This window comes from Lacisediminihabitans sp. FW035, assembly GCF_054880895.1.
Genome location: NZ_CM142187.1, coordinates 2188450 through 2205122, shown reverse-complemented (window position 1 = coordinate 2205122; position 16673 = coordinate 2188450). Strand labels below are relative to the sequence as shown.

Here is a 16673-nt window from a genome sequence, read left to right as displayed (position 1 = left end):
TCCCTGCCGACGATTGTTATTCCTCCGCCATCACAGGAGGGCTCCCAGTGAGGCTCCCCTAGAATTGGCTCGCCATGATCCAGACGATTGACCTCCGGGGCCTCAAGCCTAGCCGCGCCGAACTCCTCGCCCTCGTTCCCCGGTCGCTCACCGATGTCTCGGCCGCGACCGCCATCGCGCAGGACCTGATCGCGGACGTGCGAGAGCGCGGCGAGGCCGCGCTTATCGACCAGGCCGAGCGGCTCGACGGCGTGCGTCCGCCCCGCGTGCGGCTGGATGTCGCGGACGTGTCGACCGCCGTCCGCGGCCTCAGCGTGCCGGTGCGCGATGCCCTCGAAGAGGCCATCGTGCGGGTGCGCGCGGCGTCCGAAGCGCAGTTGCCCACGCCGCGGGTCACGACGCTCGGCCCCGGCGCAGAGGTGATCCAACGCTGGAGCCCGGTGGCACGCGTCGGTTTCTATGTGCCCGGTGGCAAGGCCGTCTACCCCTCCAGCGTCGTCATGAACGTCGTGCCCGCGCAGGTGGCGGGAGTCTCGTCGGTGGCGCTGGCCTCCCCGGCCCAGCGGCAGTTCGGGGGAAGCATCCACCCCACGATCCTCGGCGCGGCCGGTCTCCTCGGCATCGACGAGATCTACGCCATGGGCGGTGCCGGAGCGATCGGCGCGTTCGCCTGGGGAGTCCCCGGGCTGAGCCTCGATCCCGTGCAGGTGATCACCGGGCCCGGCAACGTCTACGTCGCCGCGGCCAAACGCCTCGTACGCGGGCAGGTCGGTATCGATGCCGAAGCCGGCCCCACCGAGATCCTGGTGATCGCGGATGCCTCGGCGGACCCGTTCCTCGTCGCCACCGACCTGGTCAGCCAGGCCGAGCACGACGAACTCGCCGCGGCGGTACTCGTCACCGACTCCGTCGACCTGGCCGACAGCGTGCAGGCCGAACTCGCCCGGCTCGCCGTTCTCACCCCGCACAGCACTCGCGTCGACATCTCGCTGCGCGGCATCCAGTCGGCCGTCGTACTCGTCGACGACATGGTCGCCGCGGCGGCCTTCAGCAACGTCTACGGCCCGGAGCACCTCGAGATCCAGACCGCCGATCCGGGGGAGGTGCTCGACCTGATCGAGAGCGCCGGGGCGATCTTCCTCGGCCCACACTCGCCCGTGAGCCTCGGAGACTATCTCGCGGGCTCGAATCACGTCTTGCCCACCGGGGGGCAGGCGCGATTCACGCCCGGCCTCGGTGCGTATACCTTCCTCCGGCCCCAGCAGGTGATCCGCTACGACCGGGAGGCGCTCAAGACCGTCGAAGACAAGGTCGTCGCGCTGGCCACCGCCGAGGACCTCCCCGCGCACGCGGCGGCGATCACCGCTCGCTTCTCGCGACCCTAGCCCCCGCCCGACCGGCTGCACGCGGTATCCTGTCAGCACCATGTTCTGCCCCTTCTGCAGGTATCCCGACAGCCGCGTCATCGACTCACGGACGAGCGACGACGGCATGTCCATCCGTCGCCGTCGCCAGTGCCCCGACTGCGGGCGACGCTTCTCCACCACCGAGACTGCCAGCCTCAATGTCGTGAAGCGCAGCGGCGTCGTGCAGCCGTTCAGCCGCGAGAAGATCGTCTCCGGTGTACGTAAGGCCTGTCAGGGGCGCCCGGTCACCGACACCGACCTTGCGATGCTCGCCCAGCGGGTGGAGGAGACGATCCGAGCTACCGGCGCATCCCAGGTCGATGCCAACGACATCGGTCTCGCAATCCTGCCTCCGCTGCGCGAGCTCGACGAGGTGGCCTACCTTCGTTTCGCCAGCGTCTATCAGGGCTTCGACTCCCTCGAGGATTTCGAGGCGGCCATCACCCTCCTCCGCGTCGAACACGACGCGGCCGCCGAGGTCACCGAGAGCTGACGGTGCCGACGGGCCACTAGCCTGAACATGGCATGTATCGACTACTCTTCAGGCTCGTCCTCACCCGGCTCGACCCGGAGACGGCGCACCATCTCGCATTCGATGTGATCCGTTGGCTGCCTCGCATCGGGATCGGCGCGATCCTGCGCCGGCTCAGTCGGCCGGCACCGTCCCTCGCGGTCGACACCCTCGGCCTGAGATTCGCCTCGCCGTTCGGTGTCGCGGCAGGATTCGACAAGGACGGCCGCGCCATCCGGGGGCTGGGACAGCTCGGGTTCGGCCATGTCGAGGTGGGCACCATCACCGCGATCGCGCAGCCCGGCAACGACCGTCCGCGACTGTTCCGCCTCGTCGCCGATCATGCGGTCATCAACCGAATGGGCTTCAACAATCGGGGAGCGGCGGATGCTGCCCCGCGGTTCGCCCGAGAGCTCGCCCGCGGCATCCGTCCCGTCATCGGCGCGAACATCGGCAAGAGCCGCGTGGTGGAGGTGGATGACGCGATCGCCGACTACCTCGTGAGTGCACGACTGCTCGCCCCGGTGAGCGACTATCTCGCGGTGAACGTGAGCTCCCCGAACACCCCCGGCCTTCGCGGTCTGCAGGAGCTCGACAGGCTCACACCCCTGCTCACCGCGGTGAATGACGCGGCGGGGCTCACTCCCGTTCTGGTCAAGATCGCGCCGGATCTCACCGACGAGCAGGTGCGCCGCATCGCCGAACTCGCGGTGGAACTCGGCCTCGCGGGCATCATCGCCACCAACACCACCCTCTCCCGCGAGGGCCTGGTGACGGATGCCCGGATCGTGGAGGCTGCCGGTGCGGGCGGCCTCTCTGGCGCTCCGCTCGCGGCGAGGTCGCTCGCGATCCTGCGCATCATCCGCACGGCGGTGCCCGAAGACTTCTGCGTGATTTCGGTCGGGGGAGTGGACACTGCGGCCGACGTCGCCGAGCGCCTGGCGGCCGGAGCCACCCTTGTACAGGGCTACACCGCATTCCTCTACCGTGGACCGCTGTGGGCGCGCACGGTCAACCGCGGGCTGGCGAAGCTCCGCCGCTGAGGGTTGCCGATCCGCACGTCTTCGGTTCGGTTTTCGCCGCGGCGGGGGATCTGTCACTTCGCGGCGGCGTCATGACATTGCGGAGGGAGACATAACTCCCGCCGCGAGGTCTCAGTCACTCCGCAAGCTCCGACGGAGGGCCGCAGCGCACCGATGGCCGCGACCTCAGGCCGGGTAGGCCCCGCGCTTCACCTGCGGCTTGGGCAGGCGCATCGGGCGCAACTGCAGCGCCCGCATCGCGGTGTACCAGCGGTTGCCCTTCTGCACCTTTTCTGCGCCGAACTTCGCGGTGAACCGGCGCTGGATGAGCACTCCGGCGACGATGCAGTCGATGACGGCAATGAGGAAGAAGCCCCAGAGAGCGAAAATCGCGATGGACTGGATTACGGCATTGTTGATGAAGGTGAGGATGATCACCAGGAACATCACCGGGATGATGAGCTCGCCGACACTCCACCGGGCGTCGACGTAGTCGCGGATGTAGCGACGCTGCACACCCTTGTCCTTCATCGGCAGGTACTTCTCTTCGCCGTTCGCCATACCGATACGCGCCTTCTCGCGCGCCTCGTTCATTTTGGCGCGGGATGCCTTGTTGCCGGCCTTGCGGTCGCTCGACACCAGCGGGCGCAGGTTCGCGGCCTCGCGCTCCTTGCGCGTCGGGGTGGCGTGACCCTTACCGGCGGAGACGCTGTCGGTGTTGAGGTCGTACCCGTCCGCCGGGTCGGTCTTGCTCGAGCTGTTTGGCTTGGCCACTTAGGATTCCTAGCGATAGATGTCTGCTTAAGATTACCTTCATGTCTTCTTCCGCGCCCACACGTCCAGAACTCCTGCAGGCTCTCCGCGACTCCGTCGCCGGCGGATTCCCCGTGGCCGTCGCCGACCTCTCGAAACTGGTGCGCATCCCGTCGGTCTCCTGGGCCGCCTTCGACCCTCAACACGTCAGCGACAGCGCGGATGCCGTGTCCGCGCTCGTGACCGACCTCGGCGTCTTCGACTCGGTGCAGGTCGCCCGGGCTCCGATCGGCAGCGGCCCGGATGCCGCGCTCGGCCAGCCCGCCGTGCTCGCGACGCGCGCTGCCCGCAACGGCCGGCCCACCATCCTGCTCTATGCGCACCACGACGTGCAGCCGCCCGGCAGCGACGAGGACTGGGAGTCGTCGCCCTTCGAGCCGACGGTGCGCGGAGATCGCCTGTATGGCCGCGGCGCCGCGGACGACAAGGCCGGGGTGCTGGCCCACGTCGCCGCCATCCGGGCCTTCGTGGAGACCGTCGGAGAGGACTTCGACCTCGGACTCGCGCTCTTCATCGAGGGCGAGGAGGAGTTCGGTTCACGCTCATTCACCAATTTCCTCACCGCTCACCAGAAGCAGCTCTCGGCCGATGTGATCGTCGTCGCCGACTCCGACAACTGGAACATCGACACCCCGGCCCTCACGGTCGGGCTCCGGGGCAATGTCACCTTCCGCCTCACCGTCTCGACCCTTCAGCATGCCTCGCACTCTGGCATGTTCGGCGGGGCGGTCCCGGATGCGATGCTCGCAGCCATCCGCCTTCTCGCCACCCTGCACAGCGACGACGGCTCCGTGGCCGTTGAAGGGCTCAGTTCGCGCGAGGCCGACACCCCCGACTACCCGGAGGAGCAGCTTCGCCACGAGGCCGCCCTCCTCGACGGGGTCTCCCCGATCGGATCCGGCACCATCCTCAGTCGGCTCTGGTCGAAGCCGGCCATCACCGTCACCGGAATCGATGCGCCGACCGTCGCGAATGCGTCGAACACGCTGAGCCCATCGGTCAGCGTCAAGATCAGCGCACGCATTGCACCCGGTCAGCAGGGAACGGAGGCCTTCGCCGCCCTCGAAGCACACCTGCGGGCGAACGCTCCTTTCGGTGCGCACATCGAGATCGACGACGTCGACACCGGCAACGGGTTCCTCGTCGACACGAGCGGCTGGGCCGTGACCGAGGCGAAGACCGCGATGACGGATGCCTGGGGAGTGGAGGCTGTCGAGACCGGCATCGGCGGATCCATCCCCTTCATCGCCGACCTGGTCGAGATGTTCCCGGCAGCGCAAATCCTCGTGACCGGTGTGGAGGATCCCGATTCCCGCGCCCACAGCCCCAATGAGTCACTGCACCTCGGCGTCTTCCAGCGCGCAATTCTGACCGAGGCCGTGCTGCTCGCGCGTCTCAACGAACGCGACTGAACGAAGTCGGCTGTCGCGGGAACAATCCCCAGCCCGCCGTGCTTAGACTTGTCAGTAGTAATCCGTCGACCCCAAGGAGTTGCCATGACCGACACCGCGCTAACCGGCACAACGGTCGCCGAGCCGTCGACCGAGACCTCGGCCGCTCATGGCGTCGGTCTCACCGACACCGCCGCCACCAAGGTGCGCAGCCTCTACGAGCAGGAGGGTCGCGACGACCTGCGCCTGCGGGTTGCCGTGCAGCCGGGCGGATGCTCCGGACTCATCTACCAGCTGTACTTCGACGAGCGCCTGCTCGACGGCGACGCGACAGTCGACTTCGACGGTGTCGAGGTCGTCGTCGACAAGATGAGCGTGCCGTACCTCGATGGGGCGACCATCGACTTCGAGGACACCATCCAGAAGCAGGGCTTCACCATCGACAACCCGAACGCGTCGGGAAGCTGCGCCTGCGGGGACAGCTTCCACTAGAGCGCGGCCGCCCTCGGAGCTCTCGCTAACAGCGCGCTCCCACGCGGCATCCAGAGAAGGGAACCGCCACCGGCGGTTCCCTTTTTTGATGCCCGATTTCAGGGAATTTGCCGGTTCGGGTGCCCATTCCGGTCGGGGAGCGCGCGTCCTGCGGAGTAGGCTTGGACCACCAAATAGACTGGGATTCGTCCCAGTAGTTGTCCTGTAAGTCCGTGTCATCCGAGAGGTTCCAGGTGCGCTCCAACCGCCGTCTTCGATGGGCAGCAGCTCCGATTGCGCTCACGCTCGTCGTCATTCTGGCCGGCTGCAGCCAGCAGCAGCTCCGGGGATTCCTCCCGGAGGGCTCCCAAGGAGCCACAAACCACACCGACGGCATCACCGGCCTCTGGGTGACCTCCTGGATCGTGCTCCTCGCGGTGGGAATCCTCACCTGGGGCCTGATCATCTGGGCCGCGATCGTCTACCGTCGCCGCAAGGGCCAGACCGGCCTGCCGGTGCAGCTGCGCTACAACCTGCCGATCGAGATCTTCTACACGATCGTGCCGCTCATCCTCGTGCTCGGTTTCTTCGCCTTCACGGCAAAGGAACAGAACTCCATCGAACACGTCGTGAAGAACCCCGACGTCAAGGTCGAGGTCTACGGCAAGCGCTGGGCCTGGGACTTCAACTACCCAGGCGTCGGCCCCGGTGGGAACGGTGTGAACTCGCCGGGAATCCAGGCCCAGGAGCTCGAGAACGCCGATGGCAGCATCGACCGCTCCAAGATCCCGACCCTGTATCTGCCGGTCAACAAGAGCATCCAGATCAAGATCGAGAGCCGGGATGTCGCCCACTCCTTCTGGGTCATCGACTTCCTGTACAAGAAAGACAACATCCCCGGCAAGGACAACTACGAGTACGTGACTCCCACGAAGCTCGGCACCTTCGAGGGCAAATGCGCGGAGCTGTGTGGCGACTACCACTCGCTCATGCTCTTCCAGGTGAAGGTCGTCACGCAGTCCGAGTTCGACGACTACATCCAGAGCCTCGCCGACAAGGGCCAGACCGGCATCCTCGGCCCGGAGTACAACACGAACACGAACCAGCCAGACAACAAAGCACCGTCGGCCGAGAAGTAGGGCGATCACCATGAGCACAGCGACAGTACCCGCACCCACCTCGACGACCACGGGCTCGAGCCAGTTCACGACCTCCCGTGTCGGCCCGAAGGGCAACATCCTGGTCAGCTGGATCACCACCACCGACCACAAGAAGATCGGGTACCTCTACCTGATCACCTCGTTCCTGTACTTCCTGCTCGGCGGTGTGATGGCGTTGGTCATCCGTGCGCAGCTCTTCGAGCCCGGCCTGCAGATCGTCGCGACGAAGGAGCAGTACAACCAGCTCTTCACGATGCACGGCACGATCATGCTGCTGATGTTCGCGACGCCGCTCTTCGCCGGCTTCGTGAACTTCCTGATGCCGATCCAGATCGGCGCCCCGGATGTCGCGTTCCCGCGTCTGAACGCCTATGCCTACTGGCTCTACAGCTTCGGTTCGCTCATCGCGGTCGCCGGATTCCTCACCCCGCAGGGCGCCGCATCCTTCGGGTGGTTCGCTTATGTGCCGCTGTCGACCACGACCTTCTCGCCGTCGCTCGGAGGCAATCTCTGGGTCTTTGGGCTCGCCCTGAGCGGGTTCGGCACGATCCTTGGAGCGGTGAACTTCATCACCACGATCGTGACGATGCGTGCCCCGGGTATGACCATGTTCCGCATGCCGATCTTCGTCTGGAACGCCCTGGTCACCTCCATCCTCGTGCTGATGGCCTTCCCGGTGCTGGCTGCGGCACTCTTCGCGCTCGGTTCGGACCGCGTGTTCGGGTCGCATCTCTATAACGTGGAGGCCGGTGGTGCGATCCTTTGGCAGCACCTGTTCTGGTTCTTCGGGCACCCAGAGGTCTACATCATCGCGCTGCCGTTCTTCGGCATCATCTCGGAGGTGCTCCCGGTCTTCAGCCGCAAGCCGATCTTCGGATACAAGACCCTGGTCTACGCCACGATCTCGATCGCCGCGCTTTCCGTGACGGTGTGGGCTCACCACATGTACGTCACCGGATCAGTGCTCCTGCCGTTCTTCTCGCTCATGACGATGCTCATCGCGGTGCCCACCGGCGTGAAGATCTTCAACTGGGTCGGCACGATGTGGAGGGGTTCCGTCACCTTCGAGACGCCGATGCTCTGGGCGATCGGCTTCCTGATCACGTTCACCTTCGGTGGCCTCACCGGCGTGATCCTGGCATCCCCGCCGCTCGACTTCCACGTGTCGGACACCTACTTCGTCGTGGCCCACTTCCACTACGTGGTCTTCGGCACCGTCGTCTTCGCCATGTTCAGCGGGTTCTACTTCTGGTGGCCCAAGTGGACAGGCAAGATGCTCAACGAACGACTCGGCAAGATCCACTTCTGGCTGCTGTTCATCGGTTTCCACACCACCTTCCTCGTGCAGCACTGGCTGGGTGTGATGGGCATGCCCCGTCGTTACGCGACCTACCAGCCACAGGACGGCTTCACCTGGATGAACCAGCTCTCGACCGTCGGCGCGATGATCCTCGGCGTCTCGATGCTGCCGTTCATCTTCAACGTCTACATCACGGCTCGCACCGCGCCGAAAGTGACCGTTAATGACCCGTGGGGCTACGGCCGCTCGCTGGAGTGGGCCACCTCCTGCCCGCCGCCGCGACACAACTTCACGTCGATTCCGCGCATCCGGTCCGAGTCCCCGGCGTTCGACCTCAACCACCCCGAAGCCGGCATTCCGGTCGGGATCGGGGGAGTCGGTCCGTTCAAGGACGCTCCGGAAGCTGCCACATACGACGTCGCCGACGGACAGGTGAAATAACTGCCATGAACGCCCAAGCGAAAATGTTCTGGATCCTCTGCGCCTTCTTTATCGCAGCGGACATCACCTACGTGATCTGGAGCATCATCCAGCACAACGCCGGGTATGTCACCCAGCTCGCCGGCACCGAAGGCGGAGGCGTGGGATCACCCGTCGACTGGGTGGGGACTGTCGGTATCGGCCTCGCCGCCATCCTCTCGGCCTTCATCGCGTTCTACCTCGGTCGCACCAACAAATCGGTCGGTGGGCTCCTGCCAGAAGACCGGCTCGACGCCAACATCGATGACGGTGACCCCGAGCAGGGATTCTTCAGCCCCTGGAGCTGGTGGCCCATCATGCTCGCCGCCGGAGGCGCGCTGTTGTTCATGGGAATCGCGATCGGGGTCTGGATCGCCTTCATCGGTGCCGCCATCACGCTGATCAGTCTCGTAGGGTGGGTCTATGAGTACTACCGCGGAAACTTCGCCCGTTAGTCCCACGAACGTTCGACTGGCGGCTCCCGCCGATGTGGATGCCGTGTTCACGCTCGTGGAGCAGCTCGGCATCGGTGAGAAGCCGATTCGCGAGTCCTTCACCGAGGCATTCGCCCACGCGGTAGAGCCCAGCAGGGATCATTTGTTGCTCGTTGCCGAGCTCGATGGGGTGGTCTCCGCCTACGCGTACACGACCATCGAGCGTCTGCTGTACACGAATGGCGACTCCGCCCAATTGCAGGAGCTCGCCGTCAACACGCCCGCGCGCGATCGGGGGCTCGGCAGCCTGCTGGTATCCGCCATCGAGGAGGAGTGCCGCTCACGCGGCGTACGCCAGCTCACGGTCGCCAGCAGCCATGCGGCACGGTTCTATGAGCGCCTCGACTACCGGTCGACCTCCGACTTCCTGAAGAAGAGCTTCATCAGCGACTGACCGTCGTGCCCTGATTGCAGGCAGCACAGAAGCCCCGACCGATCATGCTGGCCGGGGCTTCCGTCTAGTGCGGACTAGTGGTGGCCGGAGGAACGCTCCACATCGGTCTTCGTGGCCGGCGCGATGCGGTCTTCGAAGAACCAGCGGGAGAGAGCAGCCCGGGTGCGTTGCGCTCCCGAGATGCGGCCGTTGGCATCCGGACGGATCATCAGCGGGGTGTACTCGTTGAAGCTCACCAGGCGCCAGCGCTCGTAGTCGTCGAGCTGCTCGTGCACCTCGATGTACTCGCCGCCGGGCAACCGCACGATTCGGCCGGACTCGAAGCCGTGGAGGGCGATCTCGCGATCCTTCTTCTGGAGTCCGAGGCACACGCGCTTCGTGATGAAGAACGCGAGCACCGGGCCGAGGAAGAAGAGCACCTGGAGCACATGGATGACTCCCTCGATGGTGATCTTGAAGTGGGTCGCCATGAGGTCGGAGCTCGCCGCCGCCCAAAGCACCGCGTAGAACGTGACACCGGCCGCGCCGATTGCAGTGCGGGTGGGCGCGTTGCGCGGTCGCTCGGCGATGTGGTGCTCCCGCTTGTCGCCGGTGATCCAGCCCTCGATGAAGGGATAGGTCGCGACGATCCCCAAGAAGGCGATCAGGATCACCGTGATCACGATGATGTTGAAGGAGTAGGTGTGGTTGAACCACACGACCTCCCACCCCGGCGGGATCAGCCGCAGCATCCCGTCCGCGAATCCGATGTACCAGTCGGGCTGGGTTCCGGCGGAGACGGGGGAGGGGTCGTATGGCCCGTAAGTCCAGATCGGGTTGATCGTGAAGAACGAGGCGATCAGCACGATCACACCGAAGACGACGAAGAAGAAACCGCCGGCCTTGGCCGCGAAGATCGGCATGATCGGTACACCGACGACGTTGTCGTTGGTGCGGCCGGGTCCGGCGAACTGGGTGTGCTTGTTGACGATCATCAGCAACAGGTGCGCACCGAGAGCGGCGACCAGGATGGCCGGTAGCAGCAAAATGTGGATCGAGTAGAACATCGCCACGAGTTTGGTGCCCGGGAACTCACCGCCGAACAGGAGGTACGAGGTCCAGGTGCCGATCACCGGGATGCCCTTGATGATGCCGTCGATGATGCGGAGGCCGTTGCCCGAGAGGAGGTCGTCAGGAAGCGAGTATCCCGTGAAGCCCTCCGCCATCGCCAGCACGAAAAGCACGAAGCCGATGAACCAGTTGATCTCGCGCGGCTTGCGGAATGCGCCCGTGAAGAACACACGCAGCATGTGCAGCCCGATGGAAGCCACGAAGAGCAGTGCCGCCCAGTGATGGATCTGACGGAACAGGAGTCCGCCACGCACATCAAATGAGATGTCGAGCGATGATGCGTACGCGGCCGACATCTGGATGCCCTTAAGAGGCACGTAGGAACCCTGGTATGTCACCTCCGCCATCGACGGCTGGAAGAAGAAGGTGAGGAAGGTACCCGAGAGCAGGATGACGACGAAGCTGTAGAGGGCGACCTCACCGAGCATGAACGACCAGTGGTCCGGGAAGATCTTGCGCCCGAGTTCCTTGACCAGCCCGGAGATGCTCGTGCGCTCGTCGATGTAGTTTGCTGCGGCTCCGGTGAACCGGGCTCCGCGACTCGGCGCTGCTGCCGTCGGCGTCTCTGTGACTGTCGGGGCGGCAGCGGGCTTGGTTTCAGTGACTGTCATGCTCGCTCCCAGAAACTCGGTCCGACGGGCTCATGGAAGTCGCTCTGCGCGATGAGATAGCCGTCGGAGTCGATCGCGATGGGCAGCTGCGGCAGCGGGCGTGCGGCCGGGCCGAAGATGACCTCGCATTCATTGGTGACGTCGAAGGTCGACGAGTGGCACGGGCACAGCAGATGGTGCGTCTGCTGCTCGTAGAGTGCCACCGGACATCCAACGTGGGTGCAGATCTTGGAGTAGGCGACGATGCCGTCGTAGTTCCAGGATTCGCGGCCGGCGGAGATGTTGAGATCCTCCGGCTTGAGGCGCATCAGCAGGACTGCAGCCTTTGCTTTTTCTTCGAGCCGGTCTTCCTTGTCATTGAGCCCCTCGGGGATGACGTGGAAGACCGATCCGATTGTGACGTCGGCGGCCTTGATGGGCGTGCCGGACGGGTCGCGGGTGAGCCGGGTTCCCTCGGCCCACATGGTGTGCTCGAGTTGCGGCACTGGGTCGGCAGCGGGAGCGAGGTCGCGGAAGAGCACGACTGCGGGCAGCGGGAACGCTACCAGGGCCCCGATCAAGCTGTTGCGGATGAGCGTGCGGCGCCCGAATCCGGACTCCTGGTTTCCCAGCTTGAAGATCTCCACCGCCTTTTCGCGGGTGGCCTCGGTGCCCCGGGTGAGGTGGCGGGATTCCGTCATCTCGTCGCCGCGCATGAGGTTCTTCGACCAGTAGATGGCACCGATGCCGATGGCGAGGAGACCGAGCGAGATGCCGAGTCCGAGGAAGACGGTGTTCAGTCGCACCGAGTTGGTGTTGCCCGGAATGATCGGGAATGCCACATAGGCGGCTACGGCGAAGACGCTGCCGACGATCGAGAGGAAGAAGAGCGTGTAGACGCGACGCTCGGCGATCCGATCCTTCTGGGGGTCGAGATCGGTCGCTCGCAGGCGGTGGGGCGGAAGTCCCGGGTTCTCAAAGGCGTCGGAAGCGACGACCGCCGTGCCGGTCTGGGCAACGGGGGGTTCGCTTCGGACTACGGCCGACCCGGCAGCGGCGTGTGTGCCACCGTCGTCGTGCTGTGCCATTGTGGATCCTTTCGGTGGTGCAGGCTTTCAAGTGGTGCGTGCTGTGGTGCTGTCGTGCAGGGTGGTTCTAGTTCGCCTTCGCCGCGATCCAGATGGTGACGGCCACGATCGCACCGAGTCCGAAGATCCAGATGAAGAGTCCTTCGGAGACCGGCCCGAGACCGCCGAGGTCGAATCCGCCCGGAGAGGGATTCTTGTCCAGGTACTTCAGGTACGTGATGATGTCGGCCTTCTGCGTGGGCGTCAGGTTCGTGTCGTTGAACACCGGCATGCTCTGCGGGCCGGTGACCATGGCCTCGTAGACGTGCACGGGAAGCACTCCGGAGAGAGCCGGGGCGAACTTGCCCTCCGTGAGCGCGCCACCGGCGCCGGCGACGTTGTGGCACATGGCGCAGTTGATGCGGAAGAGCTCTGCTCCGGTCGAGGCGTTGCCGTCGCCCTTCAAGTACTTCGCGGACGGGATCGCCGGCCCCGGTGAGAGCGATGCGACGTACTCCGCGAGCGAAGAGACCTGGCTGTCGGTGAACTGCACCGGCTTCTGCTCGGCCTGCGGGCCCTGGTTGGCGAGCGGCATACGGCCGGTACCCACCTGGAAGCTGACCGAGGCGGCACCGACGCCGTAGAGGCTCGGCCCCACTCCGTCCACGCCCTCGGCGTTCAGGCCGTGGCAGGTCGCGCAGTTGGAGGCGAAGAGTTTCTTACCCTCATCCGCCGAGGCCTGGGTACGCACCGGAGCGGTATCGGCCGACGCGGTGCTGCTGAACAATGCATAGGCACCGCCCGTGGACATCAGTCCGATGACGATCAGCGCGATCGTGGCAAGTGGATGACGCCGACCACGACGGCCCGTGGTGCCGACGCCCGTGGTCTTGCTGTTCTTCGCCATGCTGTGGTGTATCCCTGGTTCCTCTGGATGGATGCGAACTATTTCAGGACGTAGATGACCAGGAACAACCCGATCCACACCACGTCGACGAAGTGCCAGTAGTAGGAGACGACGATGGTCGATGTCGCTTCCTTATGGCCGAAGTTTTTCACGCTGTAGGCACGACCGATGATCAGCAGCATTGCTATCAGGCCACCCGTTACGTGAAGGGCATGGAATCCAGTGGTGATGTAGAAGGCCGAACCGTAGGGATTCGAAGCGAGGGAGATGTTTTCGCTGACCAGGTTCGCGTACTCGAAGACCTGGCCGGTGACGAAGATCGCCCCGAGCGCGTAGCTCGCGAAGAACCACTCGACCATTCCCCATTTGACCGGGCTCCGGCCGGTGCGGCGCTTCTGCAGCCGCTCGGCGGCGAAGACGCCGAACTGGGCGGTGAAGGACGAGGCCACGAGGATGATCGTGTTGGTGAGGGCGTAGGGGACGTTGAGCTTCGGGGTCTCGAAGGCCCAGAGCTCTGGCGAGGTGGAGCGAAGGGTGAAGTAGATCGCGAACAGACCCGCGAAGAACATGACCTCACTGCCGAGCCACACGATCGTGCCGACGGCGACCACGCTCGGTCGATTGACAACGGGCGCGCTGAGGCCGGGGGAGAACGAGGTGCTGGTCACCTGTCTATTATGGCTGATCAGCGTGAGTTCATTTCTCATTCCCAGCGGTAGTTCGGCCAAATTATCAGCCTCGCCAAGGCGGATCGCTATGATCGCAGTCATGCCTTCCGACCTGACCTGGCCTGCCCTTCTCAGCGCTCTCTTGGACGGCGAAGACCTCGCTATCAGCGAAGCATCATGGGCCATGCAGCAGGTGATGAACGGAGACGCGACTCCCGCCCAGCTTGCAGGCTTCCTGATCGCTCTGCGGGCGAAGGGGGAGACCGTCGACGAGGTTGTCGGCTTCCGCGATGCCATCCTCGAGAACGCGCTGCCGCTGTCGGTGGACCCGATGGCTCTCGACATCGTAGGCACGGGCGGCGATCGTTTCGGCACGGTGAACGTGTCGACGATGGCCTCTGTCGTGGCCGCGGCATCCGGCGTTCCCGTGGTCAAGCACGGCAACCGGGCAGCGAGTTCGGCATCCGGATCGTCGGATGTGCTTGCTGCGCTCGGGCTCAACCTCGACCTCGATCCGCTCGGCGTGGCGCGGGTGCTCGGTGAGACAGGAATCACGTTCGCCTACGCGGCACTGTTCCACCCCGGATTCCGACATGCCGGTCCGGTTCGCCGTGAACTCGGCATTCCCACCGCCTTCAACTTCCTTGGCCCGCTGGTCAACCCCGCCCGCTGCGAAGCGAATGCGGTCGGCGTGGCCAACCTCGAGAAGGTGCCACTCGTCGTCGGCGTGTTCCGCACCCGTGGTGCCACGGCGCTGGTATTCCGGGGAGACGACGGCCTCGACGAACTCACGACGACCGGTCACAGTCATATCTGGGAGGTATCGCGCGGTTCGGTGACGGAGCATGACCTCGACCCGGCCGAGCTCGGGATCCCGCGTGCCCGGATCGCGGACCTCCTGGGGGGTGACGGTGAGCACAATGCCGCTGTCGCGCGGGCGACGCTTGCAGGGGAGAGCGGCGCAGTGCGGGACATCGTGCTTCTCAACGCGGCCGCCGGACTCGTGGCCTTCGACCTCGCACGGGATCCTGGGCAGTTGCAGCTCGGCATCCTCGAGCGTTTCCGCGCGAAGATCGCGATCGCAGCGGAGGCGATCGACTCTGGCGCTGCGACGAAGAAGCTCGACGACTGGGTCGCCGCGACGAACGCCTGAGGGGTGAACGGGGTCGAGCCTGCCAGCCGCCCCTGCCCGTGTGGGTGGGGGTTCTGACAGGCTCGACCTGGTCGTGCAGGTGGTGCGTGGTGGTTATTTGACGTCGTCGTCGACCCAGTCGAAGGTTTTCGTGACGGCTTTTTTCCAGAGACGCATTTGGCGGTCGCGTTCTCCGGCGTCGAGGTTGGGGGTCCACCGTTTGTCTTCCTGCCAGTTCGCGCGCAGTTCGTCGAGGTTGGCCCAGAACCCGACCGCGAGTCCCGCTGCGTACGCGGCACCGAGGGCGGTGGTTTCCGCAACGACCGGGCGGACCACGGGGACGTTGAGGATGTCGGCCTGGAACTGCATCAACGCGTCGTTGGCGACCATTCCGCCGTCGACTTTCAACTCGGTCAGATCGACGCCGGAGTCGGCGTTGACCGCGTCCAACACTTCGCGGGTTTGGAACGCTGTGGCCTCCAACGCAGCCCGGGCGATGTGACCCTTGTTGACATAGCGGGTCAGGCCGACGATCGCCCCGCGGGCGTCGGAACGCCAGTACGGGGCGAACAGGCCGGAGAACGCCGGGACGATATACACCCCACCGTTGTCGTCGACGGTTTTGGCCAGGGTCTCGATCTCCGGTGCGGAGCTGATCAGCCCCAGGTTGTCCCGCAGCCACTGGATCAGCGACCCGGTGACCGCGATCGATCCCTCCAACGCGTAATGCGGTTTGTTGTCACCCAACTTGTAGCCGAGGGTGGTGAGCAGTCCGTTCTTGGAGTGGACGATCTCTTCCCCGGTGTTGAAGATGAGGAAGTTGCCGGTGCCGTAGGTGTTCTTCGACTCCCCGGTATCAAACGCGGCCTGCCCGAACGTGGCGGCCTGCTGGTCGCCCAGGATCCCCGCGACCGGCACCTCGCGCAGCAGCGACGATTCGGAGACCATCCCGTACACCTCCGAGGAGGACCGGATCTCCGGCAGCATCGACACCGGCACTCCGAAGTCGGCCAGGATGCCCTCATCCCAGGCCAGGGTCTCCAAATCCATGAACAGGGTGCGGGACGCGTTGGTGACATCGGTGGCGTGCACGCCACCCTCGATACCGCCGGTCAAATTCCACAACACCCACGAGTCCGTGGTGCCGAACAGCAGCTCGCCGGCGTCGGCCTTCTCCCGTGCGCCCTCGACGTTCTCCAAAATCCACACGATCTTCGTGCCGGAGAAATAGGTCGCCAACGGCAGACCCACCTTGGCCTTATACCGTTCGACATCCCCGTTCGCCAACCGGTCGACGATCGGCTGGGTGCGGGTGTCCTGCCACACGATCGCGTTATATACCGGAAGCCCGGTGGTCTTGTCCCACACCACCGCGGTCTCCCGCTGGTTCGTGATCCCCACCGCCTTGATGTTGTGCCGGGTGATGTTCGCCTTCGACAGAGCCTGCCCGATCACCTCACGGGTGTTATTCCAAATCTCGATCGGATCATGCTCCACCCACCCCGCCTTCGGGAAAATCTGCTCATGCTCCAACTGGCCGGACGAAACGATCGACCCCGAATGGTCGAAAATAATCGCACGAGTAGACGTCGTGCCCTGGTCAATCGACAAAATGTAATCAGTCATGAGTTACCTCCATGTAACTGGTGAAAAAAACGGTTGATTTGGGGTTGTGATACTGGGGTTGTGATACTCGGGCAGGCTCGAACGAGTCTGAGCCTGCCCGGTGCGAAACGACCGGGTGAAACCCAGCGTTCCTCGAAGCGGTCCGGTCGGGT

The 16673-nt window shown here is 64.9% G+C and carries 16 protein-coding genes; 10 read left to right on the top strand and 6 right to left on the bottom strand.

Translation table 11 applies throughout. The features are described 5' to 3' along the window. The first annotated feature begins 74 nt into the window (after positions 1–74). From hisD to ACVXZ4_RS10550, 3 genes are read left to right on the top strand one after another with little or no spacing between them, the layout of a single operon-like run. Positions 75–1385: a histidinol dehydrogenase gene (gene hisD / locus ACVXZ4_RS10560; protein WP_461794807.1), complete on the top strand. Its 1311-nt coding sequence runs from the start codon at positions 75–77 to the stop codon at positions 1383–1385. Positions 1386–1425: 40 nt separating this feature from the next. Beyond that, positions 1426–1899, top strand: coding sequence for a transcriptional regulator NrdR (gene nrdR, locus ACVXZ4_RS10555; protein WP_461794806.1), 474 nt, complete (start codon positions 1426–1428; stop codon positions 1897–1899). 32 nt (positions 1900–1931) lie between these two features. Beyond that, positions 1932–2960: a quinone-dependent dihydroorotate dehydrogenase gene (locus tag ACVXZ4_RS10550; protein WP_461794805.1), complete on the top strand. Its 1029-nt coding sequence runs from the start codon at positions 1932–1934 to the stop codon at positions 2958–2960. Positions 2961–3125: 165 nt separating this feature from the next. Here ACVXZ4_RS10550 and ACVXZ4_RS10545 read toward each other — a convergent pair whose 3' ends face one another. Beyond that, positions 3126–3713, bottom strand: a complete 588-nt coding sequence (locus tag ACVXZ4_RS10545) for a DUF3043 domain-containing protein (protein ID WP_461794804.1) — start codon at positions 3711–3713, stop codon at positions 3126–3128. 41 nt (positions 3714–3754) lie between these two features. Here ACVXZ4_RS10545 and ACVXZ4_RS10540 point away from each other — a divergent pair, with 41 nt between their 5' ends. The 6 genes from ACVXZ4_RS10540 (at position 3755) to ACVXZ4_RS10515 (ending at position 9421) form a co-directional block, all read left to right on the top strand. After that, positions 3755–5164, top strand: a complete 1410-nt coding sequence (locus ACVXZ4_RS10540; protein ID WP_461794803.1) for a M20/M25/M40 family metallo-hydrolase — start codon at positions 3755–3757, stop codon at positions 5162–5164. A gap of 84 nt (positions 5165–5248) precedes the next feature. Further along, positions 5249–5635, top strand: a complete 387-nt coding sequence (gene erpA, locus ACVXZ4_RS10535) for an iron-sulfur cluster insertion protein ErpA (protein ID WP_461794802.1) — start codon at positions 5249–5251, stop codon at positions 5633–5635. 233 nt (positions 5636–5868) lie between these two features. Then, positions 5869–6753, top strand: a complete 885-nt coding sequence (gene ctaC, locus ACVXZ4_RS10530) for an aa3-type cytochrome oxidase subunit II (RefSeq protein ID WP_461797959.1) — start codon at positions 5869–5871, stop codon at positions 6751–6753. Between the two features lie 10 nt (positions 6754–6763). Continuing rightward, complete coding sequence (gene ctaD, locus ACVXZ4_RS10525; RefSeq protein ID WP_461794801.1) at positions 6764–8515, top strand: aa3-type cytochrome oxidase subunit I; 1752 nt, start codon at positions 6764–6766, stop codon at positions 8513–8515. Positions 8516–8520: 5 nt separating this feature from the next. Beyond that, positions 8521–8988, top strand: a complete 468-nt coding sequence (locus ACVXZ4_RS10520) for a cytochrome c oxidase subunit 4 (RefSeq protein ID WP_461794800.1) — start codon at positions 8521–8523, stop codon at positions 8986–8988. Then, positions 8957–9421 (top strand): GNAT family N-acetyltransferase, encoded by a 465-nt coding sequence (locus ACVXZ4_RS10515; protein ID WP_461794799.1) that lies wholly within the window; start codon positions 8957–8959, stop codon positions 9419–9421. Before ACVXZ4_RS10520 ends, ACVXZ4_RS10515 begins: the two co-directional genes overlap by 32 nt. Positions 9422–9495: 74 nt before the next feature. Here ACVXZ4_RS10515 and qcrB read toward each other — a convergent pair whose 3' ends face one another. From qcrB to ctaE, 4 genes are all read right to left on the bottom strand, one after another. After that, positions 9496–11142, bottom strand: coding sequence for a cytochrome bc1 complex cytochrome b subunit (gene qcrB, locus ACVXZ4_RS10510; protein WP_461794798.1), 1647 nt, complete (start codon positions 11140–11142; stop codon positions 9496–9498). Next, positions 11139–12209: a cytochrome bc1 complex Rieske iron-sulfur subunit gene (gene qcrA / locus ACVXZ4_RS10505; protein WP_461794797.1), complete on the bottom strand. Its 1071-nt coding sequence runs from the start codon at positions 12207–12209 to the stop codon at positions 11139–11141. Before qcrA ends, qcrB begins: the two co-directional genes overlap by 4 nt. A 67-nt stretch (positions 12210–12276) precedes the next feature. Next, on the bottom strand, positions 12277–13095 hold the full coding sequence (gene qcrC, locus ACVXZ4_RS10500) for a cytochrome bc1 complex diheme cytochrome c subunit (protein WP_461794796.1): 819 nt from the start codon (positions 13093–13095) through the stop codon (positions 12277–12279). 38 nt (positions 13096–13133) lie between these two features. Continuing rightward, entirely contained in the window at positions 13134–13763 is a 630-nt protein-coding gene (ctaE, locus tag ACVXZ4_RS10495; protein ID WP_461794795.1) for an aa3-type cytochrome oxidase subunit III, read from the bottom strand. Between the two features lie 100 nt (positions 13764–13863). Here ctaE and trpD point away from each other — a divergent pair, with 100 nt between their 5' ends. Further along, positions 13864–14916 carry an anthranilate phosphoribosyltransferase gene (trpD, locus tag ACVXZ4_RS10490; protein ID WP_461794794.1) on the top strand — a complete coding sequence of 351 codons (1053 nt, stop codon included), beginning with the start codon at positions 13864–13866 and terminating at the stop codon, positions 14914–14916. Positions 14917–15009: 93 nt separating this feature from the next. Here trpD and glpK read toward each other — a convergent pair whose 3' ends face one another. After that, positions 15010–16521: a glycerol kinase GlpK gene (glpK, locus tag ACVXZ4_RS10485; protein ID WP_461794793.1), complete on the bottom strand. Its 1512-nt coding sequence runs from the start codon at positions 16519–16521 to the stop codon at positions 15010–15012. Positions 16522–16673 lie beyond the last annotated feature (152 nt).

Excerpts from the sequence above, each read along its gene's own strand:
- hisD (WP_461794807.1), top strand. The coding sequence starts at position 75 with ATGATCCAGACGATTGACCTCCGGGGCCTCAAGCCTAGCCGCGCCGAA.
- nrdR (WP_461794806.1), top strand. The coding sequence starts at position 1,426 with ATGTTCTGCCCCTTCTGCAGGTATCCCGACAGCCGCGTCATCGACTCA.
- ACVXZ4_RS10550 (WP_461794805.1), top strand. The coding sequence starts at position 1,932 with ATGTATCGACTACTCTTCAGGCTCGTCCTCACCCGGCTCGACCCGGAG.
- ACVXZ4_RS10540 (WP_461794803.1), top strand. The coding sequence starts at position 3,755 with ATGTCTTCTTCCGCGCCCACACGTCCAGAACTCCTGCAGGCTCTCCGC.
- erpA (WP_461794802.1), top strand. The coding sequence starts at position 5,249 with ATGACCGACACCGCGCTAACCGGCACAACGGTCGCCGAGCCGTCGACC.
- ctaD (WP_461794801.1), top strand. The coding sequence starts at position 6,764 with ATGAGCACAGCGACAGTACCCGCACCCACCTCGACGACCACGGGCTCG.
- ACVXZ4_RS10520 (WP_461794800.1), top strand. The coding sequence starts at position 8,521 with ATGAACGCCCAAGCGAAAATGTTCTGGATCCTCTGCGCCTTCTTTATC.
- ACVXZ4_RS10515 (WP_461794799.1), top strand. The coding sequence starts at position 8,957 with ATGAGTACTACCGCGGAAACTTCGCCCGTTAGTCCCACGAACGTTCGA.
- qcrB (WP_461794798.1), bottom strand. The coding sequence starts at position 11,142 with ATGACAGTCACTGAAACCAAGCCCGCTGCCGCCCCGACAGTCACAGAG.
- qcrA (WP_461794797.1), bottom strand. The coding sequence starts at position 12,209 with ATGGCACAGCACGACGACGGTGGCACACACGCCGCTGCCGGGTCGGCC.
- qcrC (WP_461794796.1), bottom strand. The coding sequence starts at position 13,095 with ATGGCGAAGAACAGCAAGACCACGGGCGTCGGCACCACGGGCCGTCGT.
- trpD (WP_461794794.1), top strand. The coding sequence starts at position 13,864 with ATGCCTTCCGACCTGACCTGGCCTGCCCTTCTCAGCGCTCTCTTGGAC.
- glpK (WP_461794793.1), bottom strand. The coding sequence starts at position 16,521 with ATGACTGATTACATTTTGTCGATTGACCAGGGCACGACGTCTACTCGT.